We start from the raw sequence: 19,474 nt of genomic DNA, 5'->3' as shown, positions 1-19,474 counted from the left end.
TTTAATCATGACATGATGAGTTGCTCCCAGTTGGCAGAAATGAGTTCAATAGAATTTGTCTTATTGATCGATTTTGCTTTTGCAGAAAATTCATTTTTTAAATCACTGTTATTAAGTATCTTATCTATAGACAATGAAAGTTCCACTATATTTTCTTTAGCAACAAGAAGTCCGTTAATTCCATGTTCGATAATTTCTGAAGGGCCAAACTCACAATCCATTGCTACGCAGGCACAGCCCATTCCCATGGCCTCCACCAGTACATTCGGATAACCTTCATTTCTGGATGAGAGCACAAAAACCTCTGCCTGCGCATAATAATCCTGCAGGTTCGATTTAAAGCCGATCAATTTAACTTTACCTGTTAAATTTAAATCCGAAATCTGCTTTTCGAGCTTTTCTCTTTCAGGTCCTTCGCCAGAGATTAAAAGATCAACATCGGGTGCCTGTAAATGGCTATAAGCATTAATAAGCAGATCGAAACCTTTTTCACGGCTTAATCTTCCAACAGAAAGTATAAATGCTTTATCGTTTACGGTATCTTTATTGGGTTTTACAAACTGATTGATCGGATTGTGGATGGTTTCAAAATTATTCAGTTTTTCGAATTGCTTAATCCTTTTAAATCCTTTAAACATCTCAAAAGCTGGTAGCACAATGGCTTTTGATTTTCTATAAATATGAAATATAAACCACTGTAGTAATTTGTTGTATTGTTGTATGGTGCTGTTCAGGGCCGTTCTTTCGGAAACCAGATAAGGCAAACCTAAAATCATACAACATAAACCTGCCCAAATGTTTGCTGATGTCATAAAACAAATGGTACAGTCTGGTTTTTCTTTCTTTAATAGCGAAAGTAATCTGTAAAAAGTTAAGCAAGCATATCTAATCCTGTTTAAGAGATTTTGACTTTCTTTTCTTTCTACAAGATTTACAATTTTAACCTGTTTATTGATCTGATATCTAACTTGAGCTGTATTAAGGCAAATCATTGTAACACAGCAATTTTTATCGCTAAAGTGATTAGCCAGATTACTAATTACCCTTTCAGCTCCACCACCTTCTAAACTGTTGATTACGAAGCATAATTTAGTAGTCATTACGAATTAATTTACAATGGTTTTAATAGTCTGGAAAGCGTTTCCAAAGGTTTTATATTTCACTTCGAAAAGGAAGTATTTTCTGAGGTAGAAGTTCAGAAGTTTAACTTTTTGTAAACCGGTATAGGTGAAAATTTTAATGATGATATAGAAATCGCTCAGTTGCATATTCTTTAACGGAATATAAGCAACCGGACTCCAAATACCCCCTGGGTGACGCCTGTAACAACTCATTACTTCGGGTAAAACATATATTTTTTTTCCCGTTACCCAGGTACAATAGAGTTTCAACAGTTTATCGCAGGCATTGCACTTTAAAAACCAATCGTTTTTATAAAGATTTTTAATGGCTTCAATATTACGGTAAACGATTGTTGCGGTACAGGTTTCTACCTGCCTGTTTACAATCAGGTCGCTAAAGCTATACTGCAAAGGAACAGGGTTAAAATCCATGTAAAACAGCTCAGTATCATCGAAATTTATTTCGCGTGTATAATGGCAGCACATCACATATTCTGGATTATTTTCCAAAAAATCTACCTGTTTTTGCAGCTTATATGGGTCTAACCAATAGTCATCACCATCGCATGTGGCTACATACTTACCTTTAGTTTCTAGCGCAACCCGAATTACATTTTGGGTAGCACCGATATTCTTTGGCGCTTTTAAACGCTTAATTTTATCAGGATGTTTGGCAACATATTCATCAATAATTTCCGTGGTTCCATCGGTAGAGCAATCGTCGCCAATAATAATTTCTGTATTAAAACTGCATTTCTGCATCAGAAAACCATCCAGCGCTTTCGCAATAAATTTACTGTGGTTATAAGTGATGCAAAAAATGCTAACCATTATACCTGTATCATCTTGTTTCATAATAGAAGCTGCTATTAATTACCATTAACCACCATGCCTATACTGCCATTAACCAATGTGCTATAATCGGCAAGTTTAAGCACTTGTTTTTTGCGGTAATTCTGGGTCCTCAAAATAATCCTGACTACTAAATCCTGATCGGCACTGGTTAAAGTATGGTAAAGTGGCAAACACATAATGCGTTTAGAAATAGAATCACAGATCGGCATATTTACCTTCGCAAGGTATGGCAAGGCCGATAACGATGGGTAAAAGTATCGCCTACAATACACCTGAACCAGTTCTAACTGTTTCATACATTCGAGCATAACTTCTTCGGATCGGAATATTACGGGATAGTATGCGTAATTAAATTCCGTATCAGCTTGAATAACCTGAAACTGCGCTTCAATTTTATTCAGGCGCATTTCGTAGTGCTGTGATAGCTCTTTGCGTTTACTTAAGATCTGATCGATATGTTTTAGGTTACAAAGCCCCATTGCAGCATGAAATTCGGAGTTTTTAGCATTGGTTCCGATCTCTGAAAAGGTATCTACCCCACTATAACCGAAATTACGCATCAGCGCCATTCTCTTTAAAGTATCAGGATTTTGAGTAAAAACAGCCCCACCTTCAATGGTATGAAACAGTTTAGTTGCATGGAAGCTGGTTGTGCTTACATCGCCATAAGCGAAGATCGATTTACCTTTATATTTTGTGCCAAAACAATGGGCGGCATCATAAATTACCTTTAGTCCATGTTTTTTTGCAATGCGGTCTATCGCTTCAATATCACAAGGATTTCCAAAAACGTGTGTGGCCAAAATAGCTGAAGTATTAGGCGTAATGGCCGCTTCAATTTTATTGGGATCTATGTTCAGCGTATGTTCATCTATATCAACAAAAACAGGTTTGCAACCTTGCCAAACGATACTGCTGGTGGTAGCCACGAAAGAAAATGGTGTGGTAATAATTTCGCCTTTTACTTCTAATGCCTGTATGGCCAGTTGTAATGCGATAGTACCATTGGTTACGTATAATAAATGAGGTAGTTCTAAGTATTGTTGCAACTTCAACTCCAATTCATTTACCAAAGGACCATTATTAGTGAGCCACTGTCTGGCCCAAATGCTACTTACATAGCTTTTAAAATCTGCCTGTTTAGGCAAAAAGGGTTTGGTTACAGGTATCATTGTTTGAGGATTAATTGTTTAAAATCAAGGAGTGCAGCGAGTTTGATGCTGCTACTTATGCCGAGGTAAAAACTGCCATAGATGATGCTAATGCCAGCTATGCGCAAAATATTGTTGATGTGATAATGTGTTAAACACCAGGTATCGAGGTAATAACAAGCTACACCTAACAAACTAGACAGCATTAAAATAGGCACTATATCATGAAGCTGTTCTTTAATTGGGTAATTGATTAATTTCCCACTATATGTCGAATTGATATAATAGGCAAAAACAGTAAAGAAGAGCTGAAAATATAGAAGCCCCATAATGCCAAATGGAATAACACAGATAATTCCTATTACACTTAGCACTTTTTTAATAATTTCTAATTTCAAGAACTGCCCGCTGTGACCTTTAACTTTTAAAATATTCAGGTTATATGCGTGTACCGGATATAGAATACCCGCAATACATAAAATCTGAAAATAAGGTACAGAAGGAAGCCATTTATCGGTTAAAAGCAAGGAGATTAAAGGTTGTGCAATAAGTGCTAAAAAAATCAGGATGGGTGCATTCCAGAATAACACCTGCTGCATTAACCTGCGGTAAACCAATTTAAGCTTTATATCATCATTGCTGATGTTCGAAAACATAGGATAGGTTACTTTACCAATTGCCGTAGAAATAATCCCAATGGGCAACTGGCTTAAACTATCTGCCCTGGCGTAAAAGCCCAATTGGGCTGCCGCGTAAAAGCGACCTATAATAATGGTATATAAATTTTGATAAATCGTATCCAACAGGCCAGAAAGCGTCATCTTGTAGCCAAAATGAAAGTGCTTTCTAAAGCTTTTTTTATTAAAAATCAATCGTGGCCGCCAATCTGAGTAAAACCAATGTAAGATGGTAGAAACACTCGCACTCAGCAAACTCATCCAAACCAGACTCCAGGTTCCATAACCGTTTTTTGCCAGGTAAATACCTAAACAACCGCCGAGTATTACTGCAGGTATTTGAATTACCGTTTGCAGTTTAAATTTCATTTCCTTAGTTAATAAAGTACTCTGAATACTAAAAAAGGCATTGATTAAGAAGGTTAATCCATAAACCCTAACAATATTGGTAAGCTGGGGCTGCCTGTAAAAATCAGCAATGAGCGGTGCTGCAAAGAACAAAACACCATATACAATGATGCTTCCGAGCAGGTTAAAAAAAAATATGGTAGAAAAATCCTTTTGCCCCGCAGTTCTTGTCCGGATGAGTGACGATGTTAAGCCACTATCCATTAACGAATTACCAACAGCTATAAAAATAGAGAGCATTGCGATTAAGCCGAATTCTGCAGGACTTAATAAGCGGGCCAATATGACGGTAACGAACAGGTTTATGAATTTAACACTTAACTGCTGCCCAATCGACCATATAATGCCCGATCGCGCTTTATATGTTAAACTCATGATCTTACAGTCGAACCGTTTCTATTGATTGTGGCAATACGGCTTTTATATCGTACACCACGCATTCTGGTTTACGCAAGGCTGTGATATTTAAATTATTAAAAGCCTCGTGCGCTACTGCCAGTACAATCCCATCGTACTTTCTGGTTTTTGATGAACCATTTTCGCAGATAATGCCATAGTTATGCTTGGCCTGATCGGCATTTGCCCAGGGATCGTGAATGGTTACTTTAACTTTGTATTCTTCCAACCGTCTTACGATATCAATTACTTTAGTATTGCGTACATCTGGACAGTTTTCTTTAAAGGTAAAACCCAACACCAGCACTTCTGCTCCTACAATATGGATGTTTTTAGCGATCATTTTTTTGATAATCTGATCAGCCACATATTTACCCATTCCGTCGTTTACACGTCGTCCGGCCAAAATAATTTCAGGGTGATAGCCAGCTTCCTGTGCTTTTTGAGCCAAATAATAAGGATCTACACCAATACAATGCCCACCAACTAAGCCCGGTTTAAAATTCAGGAAATTCCATTTGGTTCCGGCTGCTGCTAAAACCTCAGAAGTATCGATACCGATCTGGTTAAAGATCATGGCCAGTTCATTTACAAAAGCAATATTGATATCGCGCTGGGCGTTTTCAATCACTTTTGCTGCTTCTGCTACTTTAATAGACGAAGCTTTATAAGTTCCGGCAGTAATTACCGAACGATACAGCGCATCTATTTTTTCTGCAGCTTCGGGAGTAGAACCAGATGTGATTTTTAAGATATTGGCAACGGTATGTTGTTTATCTCCAGGATTAATACGCTCCGGAGAATAACCGGCAAAAAAATCTTTATTGAAAACCAAACCAGATCCTTTTTCTAAAACGGGTACACATTCGTCTTCAGTTACACCAGGATATACAGTTGATTCGTAAACCACTATATCTCCTTTCTTTAAAACCTTGGCCACAACTGCACTCGCTTTAATTAAAGGTGTTAAATCTGGCCTGTTGTTTTTATCAACAGGCGTTGGTACTGTAACAATGTAAACCGACGAGCTGCGTAATTTTTCGATTTCATTGGTACAGTACAAGCCTTTTAAAGTTGTGCATTCGAAGGTTAAAACCTCATTCAATTCAGATTCATTAACTTCTAGTGTATTATCGTAACCGGCTTTTAATTCTGCTATCCTGCTCTGGTTAATATCAAAGCCAAATACCTTGTATTTTTTTGCAAATTCTACTGCCAACGGCAAGCCAACATAGCCAAGGCCAATTACCGTCATCTTTAGATTATCTTCATCGTTATACATAATGTTGTTGCGTATTTACGGTTAATGTTAAATTGCTTATTGGCACTCTGGTAACTAAGGCACAATCTAAATGATCGAACGACATTAAAACATGCTTGCCTTGGATCTGGATCACCTCTCCTTCCTGGTTATGGAAGAGACCATTACTGATCCGAACACGGTCTCCTTTCGAAACACCGGTTAAACTCACTACATCTACATCATTGTAGGTATCTATAATGTGTTTCAACTTTTCAATCTCACTATCCCGAACCACTGCAGGCTTACCCATGTAATTAATAAAGTTTAAAACGCCGAGGGTGTATCTGATTTTGTAACCTTCACGCTCATCAATTTTCACAAATACATATCCGGTAAAAAGTGGAAGACTAACTATTTTCTTTCTATCGGCCCATTGATTTTCTACATGACGTACAGGGCAAAAAGATTCGAAACCTTGCTCTTGCAGCAAACGGTCAACTTTTTTCTCCCAACGCGGGCGGGTATAGATCACAAACCATTTTTTTGCGAACGAGGGCTTGATGTTAATTCTAGATTCCATTTTTTTGATGAGGTTATAGTTTTATTTTTTAGGTAATTTGATACAGCTTCGCTATATCACTTACATGACAGGTATCTGTTTTTTAGCTAAAAGGCTTTATTCTGTGGGCCGGATACAGCTTCGCTATATCACTTACATGACAATTTTATTTTTAAATCTTATTTTGCTTTTTGGGCAAATGGGCAATCTAATTAAGAGTTGTTTGCAAGCTGCTAATGCCTTAATCGATGCGCAGTTTAAGCATCTCGGCCTTATTGTTTGTAAACAATTAAATCGTTTGGGGACGTTTATTTGGTAAGGGGTAAGGTATTCTCTTTTAAAACAAGTTAGCTTTAGTTTGCCATGGCATAACCGTAGCCACCGTAGCTATATTTCTGGCTTTTCTCCCTTTTGGCATCGTTAAAAACAACCATCGGATTTTTAAGCTTATTGTTTTCGCAAATATCTTTCAATATGGCGAGCTGGTATTTATTGGTGTAATTATACCGCACCAGGTAAATGCTTACATCGGCATATTCTGCTAAGCTAAAGGCATCAGCCACCTGGCCAACCGGCGAAGTATCGATAATGATGTAATCGAACCTCTCTTTCAGTTCATCAAACAATAGATCCATTTTAGGGCTCATCATTACTTCTGCAGGATTTTGAGGCGATTGACCACATCCAATAACCCAGATATTATCTGAGACACTGGTAGGTTTAATAATATCATCTAACCCAGACTCACCGATTAAATAATCGGTTAACCCATTAGTTTGCTTTAAACCAACTTTATTCAAGAGGTCAGGTTTTCTCAGATCGAACTCCAGTACAACAACTTTTTTATCAAGCATACCTAATGTAGTAGCCAGGTTTACGCTAAAGAATGTTTTACCCTCTCCTTTCATACTCGAGGTAACCAACATTACCTTATTCTCGATACTGTTAGACATCAGTCCTAAATTCATTCTGATGTACCTAAACAACTCAGATATAGTAGAACGGTTGTCTTTTTGAAAAACGATAGTGCTTTTATCCAGGTTATGAGAAAGTTCGCCAAGCATTTTGGCACCGGTTAACTCAATAGTACTGGCATCCTGTACCTTGTTGTTGAAAAATCCTTTGGCGTAAATTACTCCAGCTGGAACAAAAAAACCAAAAATGAACCCACATAGATATAAAAGTGGTTGTTTAGGACTATTAGGAATAGTGTTGTAAGCCGGTTTATCTACCACCTGCGAAGTAGGAACGGTTGCAGAAAGCGATAAAGCAGTTTCCTCTCTTTTTTGCAGCAAATATTTATATAAACCCGATTTTACGCTTTGTTCACGGCTTCTTTCTAATAAACCGCGTTCTATAGTAGGCACTGATTTAATTTTATTATCGAATTGAGAGTAGTTGGCGCTCAGGTTGTTTCTTTCAATAACGAAACCCTGTTTAATACTAGATAAGTTTTCTAAGATATTGGTTTTTAAGGTTGCGATCTGTTCATTGAGGTTTAGTACCAAAGGATTTTCTGCATTAGCGGTACGTAACATCCTATTTCTTTCCAATTGAAGATCGTTAAATTTTGAAATCAATGAATTCAAAATCGGGTCTTTTAAGCCCATTGCACTTGGAGCCAGGTTATATTGACTTTGTTTGCCTCTGAAATAATTTTCAATAGACCGCAATAACCTCAGTTGCACCGACGATGTTTCCAGTAACTGATTGTATTCTCCTGAGCGTGCGGCATTCATCTGTGCATCCATATTAACATCGGTAACACGGTTTTGTTGTTTGTAGTTTTCTACATCCTCTTCAGTACCTGTAAGATCTGCAACCAGGTATTTTAGGCGGTTATCTATAAATTTAATGGTATTACGGGCAATAGTATTTTTATTATTAACGTTGTTGATGTTATAAGTTTCGATCAGATCGTTAAGAATATCGATTCCCCGTTGCGGAACCACATCGTTCAAGCTAATGGTAATGGTATTGGCATCTTTAACAACCGGAACTATTTTTAATGAAACCAGGTTATAAGCCTCGGTCATTTTATACAGGTTTTTAAACTGAAGTCTAATTTTACCAAATTCGGTTTTATATGCTGGTCCCTTATCTATTTTAATTGCATAGCTTTTAGTATTAATGGTATCGCCATACTTTACAATATTTGTTTTTAGGCTATCCTGAATGATGTAAGAGATTTCATCCAGATAAGAAACGTTAATTTTTCTTCCGTAAGCACCATTTTTTAAACTGATAGCGGTAACTACGAGCGGCGATGTTTTGCCATAAAGCTCTTTTTCTCTAATCCCCTCTTTTTTAAAGTAAGCCGTTTCTAGGTTTAGTTTTTTCAATACTTTAAAAATCAGATCTCTCGAACGCAATATCTCAATTTCATTATCAACCGTTTTAACCGTTTGAAACATATTAAGATCACTGAAAGCGGTACTATTAGACATTGCAGCACCATTTTTATCATCAGAGATTAAAAGTGTGCTGCTCACTTTATATTTTGGTGGGGTAACGTATAGAAAAGCATATACGGCGGCCATAGAAATAATGATACTGATTAAGAAATAGTGCCAGTTCCTGGCGAATCTTGTCATAGTTTCTGCAAAATCTTTTGCGCCACCATTTGTACTTTGTTTAAGCATGATTTAATGTTTTAAGAGACGTTTATCGGCGGAGAACAGCTGTGATTAATACTGCAACTGCTGAGATAGAAGCAATTACCACTGGCATAATGCGTGTATTGGGACTGTATTCAATCGCTTTCGATTTATCAGGTTCTACATACACTACATCGTTTTGTTTTAGATAAAAGAATGGAGAATCCATCACATCCTGATTGTTCAGGTTAAGTCTTTTCATCACTCTTTGACCATCCTGTTGTCTGATCACTAAAATATTTTCCCTTTTGCCATAAACGGTCATATCACCCGCCATTCCTAATGCTTCTAAAAGGTTAATATTATCTCCCTGTACTGTAAAAGTTGATGGTCGGTTTACTTCGCCAATTACTGTTACCTTAAAATTGACCAACTGAACGTCAACTACCGGTTTTTTAACATATTTATCCAATTCTTTCGATATGGTAGCTTGTGCCTGCTCAATGGTTAAACCTTCCAGGCGAACGTTGCCTACAACCGGCAGATTAATCATTCCGTCTTTACTTACCCGGTAACCTTCTACTTTATAATTGTTTTCAGCGCCTGCATTTTTGGTATTAACAGCAAATAGAACATTCGACTCTTGATTTAAGCTATTTATGCTTACGCTTAAAAGATCGTTTTGCTGAATTTTAACTTCCTGACCTTGAAGCTTGATTTCGCTGGTTTGTTTAGCCAGGTTACTAAAGTATACAAGATCTCTTCTGGGAGCGCATCCGGTGATAATGCTTGTATATATTGCGATAAATAATATTACTTTCTTCATAGCTTAAGTAATGTTTAGTTTTTTTGTTTTGATTTATTGAGAACTAAGCTATGCAATTAAGTGTCAATGTTTTATAGGCAGGTTGGGGTTGTATTTAAATTGTATAAAATATGACCAGCATGCACAGTATTTTAAATACAGTGCTCATAAATTGCACATCATTTGTGAATTTTACAACGCGTAACTTGTATAATATTTTGCTAGTATTTTTACTCATAAAAGCCTGTTTTTTGGTAAAATCTTAATCAGTAAAACTCAAAAAACATCAGAAAATGTTTTAACATTTAAAAAAGCTATTTAATACTACAATTTATCAGGGGTATAAAATGATTTTTATAAAATTTTAAAGAAAAGCAGCCGATTACCGAGGTTGGATTCACTGCTCAGCTGATTATTTTTTCCTAGCCAACCCATGATCAAGCCATACTTCGCATATTCTGTGCAAGCTGTTTTACAACACATTTCTAATTATCTAAAAATACATTCTGCTTAACACGATCGGGCTTTCCTTAATAATGGTATGTTCTTGGCGATCAAATCAGATAAAACGATTAACATATAAATGCAATATCTCTTTAAAACAGCGCAAAAAGTAAAAAAATGCGCAACTGTGAAGCTGTAAACAGGAATTAGCAAAATATGTACAGTATGCTTTAAAAAGGTTTAGAAGCCTGTTTTATGCATAAATTCGTTAGAAACCTAAAAACAAGAATTAAATATGAAAGTTATTATTTATGGAACTGGAAAAATGGCCGAGTTTATCTGTTACTCCTTTATGAATGACAGCGACTATAATGTTGTTGCCTTTTGTGTTGATGATACGTATGTACCTCCTGCAGGAAGTATGCTATTAGGATTACCCATTTTAAGTCTCACCCAGGTGATTAAAGATTTTCCTCCAGAAAGCCATAAAATGCATATTGCCATTGGTAGAAACAGTGCCAGGGAAAGTGTGTACCAAAGGGTAAGCGAATCTGGTTATAGTTTTGCAAATTATATTTCATCGAAAGCCAACGTGTGGCCTGATTTGGTATTTGGACACAATACTTTTATTGACCAGTGCTGCGACATACAGCCTTTTGTAAGCATTGGCAATAATTGCATGCTTATCGGCGCGCGGATAGGTCATCACTCTACGATAGAAAACAATGTTTTATTATCGGGCAATATCCTGGCGGGAAATGTAACTATTGGTCGCAACTCTTTTTTAGGAATCAATTCTGCGGTAAAAGAAGATATAACCATTGGTACTCATAATATTATTGGCGCAGGCGTTTTTATAAACAAGAATACTGAAGATTACGCCATTGTTTCAAATGCAACAGTAGCTCAACGCGTTGGCGATTCTAAACGTTTTGTGATGTTCAACAAAGCACAAGATGTAAAACAGAGCTAATAAAACCTATCCATAAAAAAAGGGAAACGTTAATGTTTCCCTTTTTTATTACGCTTAATTTTTAATTAAACTTTCGTTTTATTTTCAGCGCTTCGCTTCAGCTGTGCATTAATACGCTCCAAAACATCATAAATATCAAAAGGTTTACTGATATAATCATCAGCAAATGCATCAATAGCTTTCTGTTCGCTATTATTCTGTGCAGACATTACGATAATTGGGATGTGTTTAGTAAAAATATCAGTCTTTAAATCTTCACAAATTTCTGCTCCGTTTCCATCTGGTAACATTACATCAAGTAAAAAAAGATCAGGCATCGCATCCTGGATATTTTTCTTTAACTCAGCAAATGATGATGAAAGCTGTAATTCGAAACCCTCATCTTTTAATAGAATTTCAATAACGTTTCTGATCTCCTGATCATCCTCTAAAATGTGTATTCGTTTTCTTTCCATGTTCAAATTATAATGTTTGGATTATACCGTTCGCGTGGAATGCGCTATACGATAGTAACAGTAACACCCAAACTCTCTAAATGTTTAACAATTTGTTCAGAAATTCCTTTATCGGTAATAATATGATCAATTTCTTCTAATCCACATATCTTACCGAAGCCTCTTTTCCCAAATTTAGTAGAATCTGCAAGTACAATCGTTTTTTGTGATGCACCGATCATTTTGCGGTTTAAATGTGCTTCCATGGCGTTAGTAGTGGTTAATCCAAAATCAAGATCAATCCCATCAACACCTAAAAATAGTTTATTAAAATAAAAATCCTGCAAAACCTGTTCTGCATAAGCACCCATTACCGATGAAGAACTTTTCCTAAGCAATCCACCTAATTGTATTACTTCAATACTAGGTTCGCGCATTAATTCGAGCGCTACATTTAATGCAGAAGTTACAACGGTTAAGTTTGTTGCTGGCGCAATATTCTTGGCAAAATAAAGCACTGTAGTTCCCGATGCAATAACGATAGAATCATTGTCATTTAGCAATGCTGCAGCAGCAATACCTATTTTGTTCTTTTCTGTAGATTGTATTTTCTCTTTCTCATTAACCGGGCGGTCTACCGTGTATGGATTATTTACTGTAGCCCCACCATGAGTCCTAAACAACAGGCTCTTATCTTCAAGTAGTTTTAAGTCCTTTCTTATTGTTACAGACGAAACTTTCAACTCCTTACATAAATCGACTACATTTATGTATTGATCACGTTGCAGGCGACTTAATATAAACTGGTGCCTCTCAGCCAAATTCATCATAGTATATTTAATTAGCGTGCTGCAAATTAGCAATAAAAACATTCTTTAAAATATTTTGCACAAATATTTAATAAATTTTTAACACACATATTATATTATTTCGATTATGATTTCTTATAATTGCGTATTGTTTCGTTTTATTATTTTTATAAATCTAAATGGAAAGATTACACCCGCACCACCTAACAGAAAACATAAATTGGGACTTCATTATTATTGGTGGAGGTGCCACAGGTTTAGGTACTGCATTGGATGCTGCGAGCCGGGGCTTTAAAACTTTATTGGTTGAACAATCAGATTTTGCTAAAGGAACTTCTAGCCGGAGTACTAAACTGGTACATGGTGGCGTTCGCTACCTGGCACAGGGCGATATCGGTTTAGTTAAACATGCCTTAAAAGAACGTGGTTTATTACAACAAAACGCAAAGCACCTGGTAAATAAAGAAGAATTTCTGATTCCCTGTTACGATTGGTTCTCTGTTATAAAATATTTAACCGGACTTACGCTTTACGATTGGTTGGCAGGCAAATATAGCTTCGGCAAATCTAAGTTTTTCTCTAAAAAAGAAACCTTAACCATGATTCCCGGCATTAAAGAAAAGGGGTTAAAAGGAAGTATCAGGTATTACGATGGAAAGTTTGATGACGCCCGTTTAGCGATAAACATTGCACAAACTGCTATTGAAAACGGTGCTTCATTATTGAACTATACAAAGGTAACCGGCTTGTTAAAAAGCGGCGACGTAGTTACGGGCATTGAAACAGAAGACACCATAACCGGGATAACAGCTAAATATATTGGCAAAATAGTAATTAATGCAACTGGCGTGTTTGTGGATGACATCCTTCAAATGAATAACCCGGATTCAAAAAAAATGGTACGCCCCAGCCAGGGGGTACATGTAGTGCTTGACAAAAGCTTTTTAAACAGCGAATCGGCTTTAATGATCCCGAAAACCTCTGATGGACGTGTTTTGTTTGCCGTTCCATGGCATGAACATTTACTGGTGGGCACAACAGACACTCCGTTAAACGAACATAGCTTAGAACCCAGGGCATTAAAAGAAGAGGTAGATTTTATTATGAGTACAGCAGCGGGTTATTTTAACCGCAAACCCATGGAAAAAGATATCTTAAGCGTATTCTCAGGTTTACGCCCATTGGCCGCTCCTACCAATGGAGATGGAAATAGTACAAAAGAAATTAGCAGAGACCATAAACTTATTGTTTCTGCAAAAGGATTGATTACCATTACAGGTGGTAAATGGACCACCTATCGCCGAATGGCAGAAGAAACCGTTGATTTAGCCATTACTCATGCTGGTTTGGAATCGAAAGCATGTGTAACCCAAAATTTAAGTATACATGGTAGTTTAACCACTGCTACAGATAGTCATTTGGCTATCTATGGATCGGATCGCAGTAAAATTGAAGCTTTAATGGCACAAGATCCAAGTCTTGGCAATAAATTACATCCTGCATTTCCTTATATAGAAGCTGAAGTAATTTGGTCTGCACGAAACGAAATGGCCGAAACCGTAGAAGATATTTTAAGCAGAAGATTAAGGATACTGTTTATTAATGCACAGGCTGCCAAAGATATGGCACCTAGAGTAGCTTCGCTCTTGGCCAAAGAATTATCTGCTGATAAAAACTGGGAAATTAACCAAATCGAAACTTTTAATAAATTAGCCGATGGTTATATTTATCATTCAACACCTAAAATAATCGAATCGGCTTTAGCCAATAACCAAATTCCTAATTATGAGTAAATACATCTTGTCTATCGATCAGGGAACCACAAGTTCGAGAGCAATTATTTTTAATCACAATGGCGAAATTGTTGCCATTGCACAACGAGAATTCACACAGATTTATCCCAAAGCCGGCTGGGTAGAGCACGATCCAATGGAAATCTGGTCGACACAATTGGCTGTTGTAACAGAAGTGATTGTTAAAGCAGGCTTAACCGTAGGCGATATCGATTCTATTGGCATTACCAATCAGCGGGAAACCACTGTGGTTTGGGATAAAGAAACCGGACAACCGATTTACAATGCCATTGTTTGGCAAGACAGGCGTACTTCTGCCTATTGCGATGAAATTAAAGCACAAGGACTGGCCAGTAAAATACAAGAAAAAACAGGACTGATTATAGACTCCTATTTCTCGGCTACTAAAGCCAGGTGGATCTTAGAAAATGTTGCCGGGGCAAGGGAAAAAGCGGAAGCCGGAAAACTTGCCTTCGGAACCATCGATACCTGGTTAATATGGAAATTAACAGCAGGCGAAAAACATGTAACCGATGTCAGTAATGCATCACGAACGATGCTTTACAACATCCACACCCTAAGCTGGGACGACGAATTGCTTGAGCTCTTTTCGATACCGAAAGCCATGCTCCCTGAAGTAAAATCATCAAGCGAAGTTTATGGAGAAACCGCAGGACGCATACTGGCAGCAAAAATTCCTATTGCAGGTATAGCCGGCGATCAGCAATCTGCTTTATTCGGGCAGATGTGCACCGAAATCGGGATGGTAAAAAACACCTATGGTACTGGCTGTTTTATGCTGATGAATATCGGGTCGAAGCCAAAAATATCAGCCAATAATCTATTAACTACTATTGCCTGGCAGATTAATGGTGAGGTAAATTACGCTTTAGAAGGCAGTATTTTTATTGGTGGTGCGGTTGTACAATGGCTTCGAGATGAAATGGGGCTCATTTCTAAATCAGCAGATGTAGAAACCTTGGCTAAAAAAGTAAAAGATACCGATGGGGTTTATGTTGTTCCTGCTTTTGCAGGCTTAGGTGCACCGCATTGGGACCAACATGCCCGTGGTACCATAACAGGATTAACCCGCGGTACAAACAAATCGCATATTGCAAGGGCAGCCTTAGAAAGTATTGCCTATCAAACCATGGATGTTTTAAAAGCTATGGAAGCAGATGCGGGCGTAAATATTGCCGAATTAAGAGTAGATGGTGGTGCTACAGCTAACGATTTATTGATGCAGTTTCAGGCCGATTTGTTAAACTGTAAAGTAATCAGACCCGATGTAACCGAAGTTACTGCTATTGGTGCTGCATACCTGGCCGGATTAGCCACAGGTTTCTGGAAAAGTATAGATCAGATCCGCTCGCAATGGAAAATCAACAAAACTTTTGTTGCTGAGAAAGGAATTGATAATGCGGAAAGAATAAAGGGCTGGAATAGAGCAATAAAAGCAGCCAGGGTAAATGCAGAAGACTAATTGGACAAATTTAATCGGATAAGAATTTAATTATATGAATGTATATCTCGCAGAATTTATTGGTACTGCACTAATGATTCTTTTAGGAAATGGTGTAGTAGCTAACGTAGTACTTAAAGGTACCAAAGGCAACAATAGTGGTTGGATTGTAATTACAACTGCTTGGGCACTTGCCGTATTTGTAGGGGTTGTTGTAGCCGGGCCGTACAGTGGAGCGCATTTAAATCCAATTGTAACCCTCGGACTTGCCATCGGAAAAGGCTTCAGCTGGGCGTTGGTGCCATTTTATGTTATCGCACAACTGGCTGGCGCCATGACAGGATCTTTCCTGGTTTGGCTTATTTACAAAGATCATTTCGATGCCACAGATGACCAGGGTTTAAAAGCTGCTCCTTTTGCAACCGCTCCAGCCATCAGAAATATGTCGTCAAATTTGATATCAGAAATTATTGGCACTTTCGTTTTAATCTTTGTGATCTTTTATTTTACTGATGCCAGTATGGGTACTAAAGAAACGGTTACTCCTATTGGATTAGGCTCAATGGGCGCCATCCCGGTAGCGTTTTTGGTGTGGGTAATTGGTTTGGCTTTAGGCGGAACCACCGGGTACGCTATTAACCCGGCAAGAGATTTGGGCCCCAGGATTATTCACTTTTTAATCCCAATGAAAGGGAAAGGAAGTAGCGACTGGGGTTATGCCTGGGTACCTATTGTTGGCCCCATAATCGGCTCGGTATTAGCTGCTGTGGCCTTTTTGTTGATTAGTAAGTAATGGCATTTTGTGTTGTCAACTTTTAGTAGCTTTTTCGCTAGAAAGTTGACAACGCTTTTTCATGATTATAGTTGTGTAGTCAGATGTTACCATCTGACTATGAGCAAATCTAAATTCAATGAACAAAAATGGCAATTGAAGAATTTCAAATTCAAACCTTATTAGGTCAGATGGTAACATCTGACCTCACTAACAATAGAACGAACCAGCTTTATCGCCACTATCAGAAGGCTTTTTCAGCCGGCGAAGCAATCTTTTAAATCTATCTTATAAGATTGCTTCGTCGTTCCTCCTCGCAATGGCGAACACTGTTACTGAAAAGCTGCCCTACCTACCTGTTCATCACCTAAGTATATCCAAATGGCACCTTTCAAATATTTCCCGAAAGAATCTTTCATATTCTGCAAGCTTACCTTGTTAAAATTGGCTACCATATTCTCGGTAATACTATAATCGCCAAGTACTTCAGCTTCACCTAAATCTTCCACAATCGAACTTGCGCTTTCCTGATGCCTGTAGTATCTATCGCGATGTTCTTTCTTTAATGCCTCAAGATAACGTTCACCATACTTTCCTTCTTTAATGTTGTTGTATACCGTAATCATCGCTTTAAAAGCTTTTTTAGGTTGAGTAGTACTTACAAACATAGAAGTATATGGAATCTGTTGTACCTTAACGGTTGCACCTGGCGCGTATGATAAACCCAGTTTAGTTCTCAGCTCATAATTCATACTACCACTTAATGCGTTAATGGTTAGCACAAAAGCATAATAATCGGCATTCGTCATGGTTGGGGCATTCATAATACAACTCATGTAATTCGTGGCAATATCTCTTTGTTCGATTACCAGATGCTCACCTGTTAAAGTTTTACGATCGTAAACTGGTGGCGTGTAAGCTTTTCCTTTAAGGTCGCTGAAAGAAGCTTGAATTTTCTTTTCAAGTTCTTCCTTTGTAATGTTTCCGGCTACGACCAAGAACATTTTATTCTTGTTCAACAATTCATTATGATAATAATTACTCACCATTTCGGCAGTAAAACCACCTACGGTTTTGCTTGTACCCAATGGATTGATGCTGTAAGGTGAATCTTTAAACATGCTTTCCATACTCAATTGCTCAATCCTTGTTTCAGGATCAGACTGACTATGATAAATACCCGTAATCATCCGTTCTTTAGTGGTTTGAAACTCTGTTTTATCAAAAGCCGGATTAATTACGGCATCCGAAAAAAGTTTCCAGCCTTGGTCAAGATATTTAGAAATACAATCCATGCTAATGGTACCATAATCAGTTGTAGATGAACCAGCAATATCAATTCCGTATTCATCAGCCAGCTCCTGATAATCGACAACGCTGTAATTTTTAGTACCACAGGTAGCCGCAGATGCCAAAGCCAGGTTTTCAATCCCTGCTCTTTCGGCATTATAATTCATTACGCCGCCTTTAAAAAACATGCTCATACTAACCGTTTCCTTCTGGGTAGACTTTAAAATCACCTTTAAACCATTCACATCAAATGAAATGGCTTTGGTTTGCGCGTTGGCAATGTGAAAAACTAAGATAAAGTTTATAAAAAATATGAATCTTTTCATCGAGCGTTAGGTTATTTGGAAGATTTAAAAAATGTTTCTGGCTTCACTTCATTCATACCTGCTTTATCCATCATCAGGCCAGCGCAATAAGGTTTATCTTTAATATACTTACGTACATAATCGAGTAAATCCTTTCTTGTTACTTTATTTACATTTTCTTCATAGTGCGTATAATAATCAATTGATGCCGAAGCCCACCAAAACGAAAGTAAATGTGCATAATCAGAAGTAACCTCTCTCCTTTCCACCTGTTCTATAGATAATAATCTTTTGGCTCTTTCAATCTGAAGATCAGATAAATAATCTTCATTGGCCCATAGCGAAATTTGCTTTAGTACCTCCTGGTAACATTCATTTATTTTTGTCGGATTAGGACTCACCATTAAACTAATAGGGCCGGTATATTTTTGCGTATAATAATTCACATCTGCCTGTTGGGCTAATCCTGAATTAATAAGCGCCTGTTTCATTTTAGAACCGTTTTGATTCACGATGAAAGAAAAAACATCAGCTGCATATGTGGCCGGAATATCATTTCTGGTATCTGGACCATGCCAACTAAACAGCATAAATGGAACAGGGCTTTTATTCGATTCAACAAAATAATAATCGTTTTTTTGAAGCGGTTTAAATTCAGGGATTGGCCATTTCACAAAAGGATCAACCGGCGATCGTTTCCAGCTTCCAAAGACAGAATTTACATAACTAAAAGCGTCATCAACTTTAACATCACCGGCAATTACCAGAACTGAATTATTTGGCCAGTAATATTTATTTTTAATGGAATCCATTTTTGATGGAGTAGCTGATAAAATTACCTCATGGCTACCGATTACATTTTTACGGGAATAATTTGCGCCCCACATATGTCGTGAGTTGGCCTCTATCAAAGCAAATACCGGACTAGATTCGTGCCTTGTAAACTCGGCATTTACAACTTCATTTTCCAAAGCCATATCTTCTTTTATGAATTTTGGATAACGGATAGAAGAATTCATTAAAGTTAATCCGGGTTTTAAATTAGCGGCAGGAAGCGTAAAAAAATAATTAACCACTTCTTCTCGCGTAGTGGCATTCGAATTGATATCCAGATCGTTCATTCTCGAATTTAAACGTTCGAAATCGGGATAATCTTTGTTAGCCTTAAAGAATAAATGCTCGTAAAGATGACTTAAGCCGTTAAATTCGTCGGTTTCGGTAAAAGAACCGTTTCTGCAGGCCATTTCAATGGTAACCAGCGGCACGGTCCGGTCTACAACCACCAGCACTTCTAAACCATTATCAAGTTTTTTGAAATGCATGTTTTCTCCGAGCTTTTCCTGGGCAAAAGCAGAACTAAGGCACAATATACAGGCTAAG

The 19,474-nt window shown here is 37.5% G+C and carries 16 protein-coding genes; 4 read left to right on the top strand and 12 right to left on the bottom strand.

Annotated features, from left to right (window positions below):
* Positions 1-5: 5 nt before the first annotated feature.
* The 8 genes from ACTJKN_RS10270 to ACTJKN_RS10235 form a co-directional block, all read right to left on the bottom strand.
* Positions 6-1,100 (bottom strand): glycosyltransferase family 4 protein, encoded by a 1,095-nt coding sequence (locus tag ACTJKN_RS10270; RefSeq protein ID WP_440824660.1) that lies wholly within the window; start codon positions 1,098-1,100, stop codon positions 6-8.
* 6 nt (positions 1,101-1,106) lie between these two features.
* The gene (locus tag ACTJKN_RS10265; RefSeq protein ID WP_440824658.1) at positions 1,107-1,976 is read right to left on the bottom strand and encodes a glycosyltransferase; all 870 of its coding nucleotides are present in this window, start codon (positions 1,974-1,976) and stop codon (positions 1,107-1,109) included.
* 14 nt (positions 1,977-1,990) lie between these two features.
* A complete protein-coding gene (locus ACTJKN_RS10260; protein ID WP_440824656.1) occupies positions 1,991-3,148 on the bottom strand; it encodes a DegT/DnrJ/EryC1/StrS family aminotransferase in 1,158 nt (385 codons plus the stop codon).
* Positions 3,145-4,587 (bottom strand): lipopolysaccharide biosynthesis protein, encoded by a 1,443-nt coding sequence (locus ACTJKN_RS10255; protein ID WP_440824654.1) that lies wholly within the window; start codon positions 4,585-4,587, stop codon positions 3,145-3,147. The genes ACTJKN_RS10260 and ACTJKN_RS10255 overlap by 4 nt, the downstream gene beginning before the upstream one ends.
* 4 nt (positions 4,588-4,591) lie before the next feature.
* A complete protein-coding gene (locus tag ACTJKN_RS10250; RefSeq protein WP_440824652.1) occupies positions 4,592-5,890 on the bottom strand; it encodes a nucleotide sugar dehydrogenase in 1,299 nt (432 codons plus the stop codon).
* A complete protein-coding gene (locus ACTJKN_RS10245) occupies positions 5,883-6,431 on the bottom strand; it encodes a UpxY family transcription antiterminator (RefSeq protein WP_440824651.1) in 549 nt (182 codons plus the stop codon). The genes ACTJKN_RS10250 and ACTJKN_RS10245 overlap by 8 nt, the downstream gene beginning before the upstream one ends.
* A 332-nt stretch (positions 6,432-6,763) precedes the next feature.
* Positions 6,764-9,052 (bottom strand): GumC family protein, encoded by a 2,289-nt coding sequence (locus tag ACTJKN_RS10240; protein ID WP_440824649.1) that lies wholly within the window; start codon positions 9,050-9,052, stop codon positions 6,764-6,766.
* A gap of 22 nt (positions 9,053-9,074) precedes the next feature.
* Positions 9,075-9,833, bottom strand: a complete 759-nt coding sequence (locus ACTJKN_RS10235; protein ID WP_440824647.1) for a polysaccharide biosynthesis/export family protein — start codon at positions 9,831-9,833, stop codon at positions 9,075-9,077.
* Positions 9,834-10,551: 718 nt separating this feature from the next.
* On the opposite strand from ACTJKN_RS10235, the gene ACTJKN_RS10230 reads away from it, so the two are divergent.
* Entirely contained in the window at positions 10,552-11,229 is a 678-nt protein-coding gene (locus ACTJKN_RS10230; RefSeq protein WP_440824646.1) for an acetyltransferase, read from the top strand.
* Positions 11,230-11,294: 65 nt separating this feature from the next.
* Here the strand turns inward: ACTJKN_RS10230 and ACTJKN_RS10225 are convergent, their stop codons facing one another.
* Together ACTJKN_RS10225 and ACTJKN_RS10220 are read right to left on the bottom strand one after the other, a co-directional pair.
* Positions 11,295-11,684 carry a response regulator transcription factor gene (locus ACTJKN_RS10225; RefSeq protein ID WP_215127449.1) on the bottom strand — a complete coding sequence of 130 codons (390 nt, stop codon included), beginning with the start codon at positions 11,682-11,684 and terminating at the stop codon, positions 11,295-11,297.
* Between the two features lie 44 nt (positions 11,685-11,728).
* The gene (locus ACTJKN_RS10220; RefSeq protein ID WP_108198946.1) at positions 11,729-12,493 is read right to left on the bottom strand and encodes a DeoR/GlpR family DNA-binding transcription regulator; all 765 of its coding nucleotides are present in this window, start codon (positions 12,491-12,493) and stop codon (positions 11,729-11,731) included.
* A gap of 158 nt (positions 12,494-12,651) precedes the next feature.
* On the opposite strand from ACTJKN_RS10220, the gene ACTJKN_RS10215 reads away from it, so the two are divergent.
* Genes ACTJKN_RS10215 through ACTJKN_RS10205 form a run of 3 tightly spaced genes read left to right on the top strand, consistent with a single transcriptional unit; the run spans position 12,652 to position 16,520 of the window.
* Positions 12,652-14,265, top strand: coding sequence for a glycerol-3-phosphate dehydrogenase/oxidase (locus ACTJKN_RS10215; RefSeq protein WP_440824643.1), 1,614 nt, complete (start codon positions 12,652-12,654; stop codon positions 14,263-14,265).
* Complete coding sequence (glpK, locus tag ACTJKN_RS10210; RefSeq protein ID WP_440824641.1) at positions 14,258-15,748, top strand: glycerol kinase GlpK; 1,491 nt, start codon at positions 14,258-14,260, stop codon at positions 15,746-15,748. Before ACTJKN_RS10215 ends, glpK begins: the two co-directional genes overlap by 8 nt.
* A gap of 34 nt (positions 15,749-15,782) precedes the next feature.
* Entirely contained in the window at positions 15,783-16,520 is a 738-nt protein-coding gene (locus tag ACTJKN_RS10205) for an MIP/aquaporin family protein (protein WP_440824639.1), read from the top strand.
* 311 nt (positions 16,521-16,831) lie between these two features.
* Here ACTJKN_RS10205 and ACTJKN_RS10200 read toward each other — a convergent pair whose 3' ends face one another.
* Together ACTJKN_RS10200 and ACTJKN_RS10195 are read right to left on the bottom strand one after the other, a co-directional pair.
* Positions 16,832-18,115: a M16 family metallopeptidase gene (locus ACTJKN_RS10200; protein ID WP_440824637.1), complete on the bottom strand. Its 1,284-nt coding sequence runs from the start codon at positions 18,113-18,115 to the stop codon at positions 16,832-16,834.
* Between the two features lie 11 nt (positions 18,116-18,126).
* Positions 18,127-19,416 carry a M16 family metallopeptidase gene (locus ACTJKN_RS10195; protein ID WP_440824635.1) on the bottom strand — a complete coding sequence of 430 codons (1,290 nt, stop codon included), beginning with the start codon at positions 19,414-19,416 and terminating at the stop codon, positions 18,127-18,129.
* Between the last annotated feature and the right edge of the window lie 58 nt (positions 19,417-19,474).

It is taken from the genome of Pedobacter sp. 22163 (assembly GCF_052045595.1).
Taxonomy (GTDB): domain Bacteria; phylum Bacteroidota; class Bacteroidia; order Sphingobacteriales; family Sphingobacteriaceae; genus Pedobacter.
This window is presented reverse-complemented; position numbering and strand designations above follow the sequence as displayed.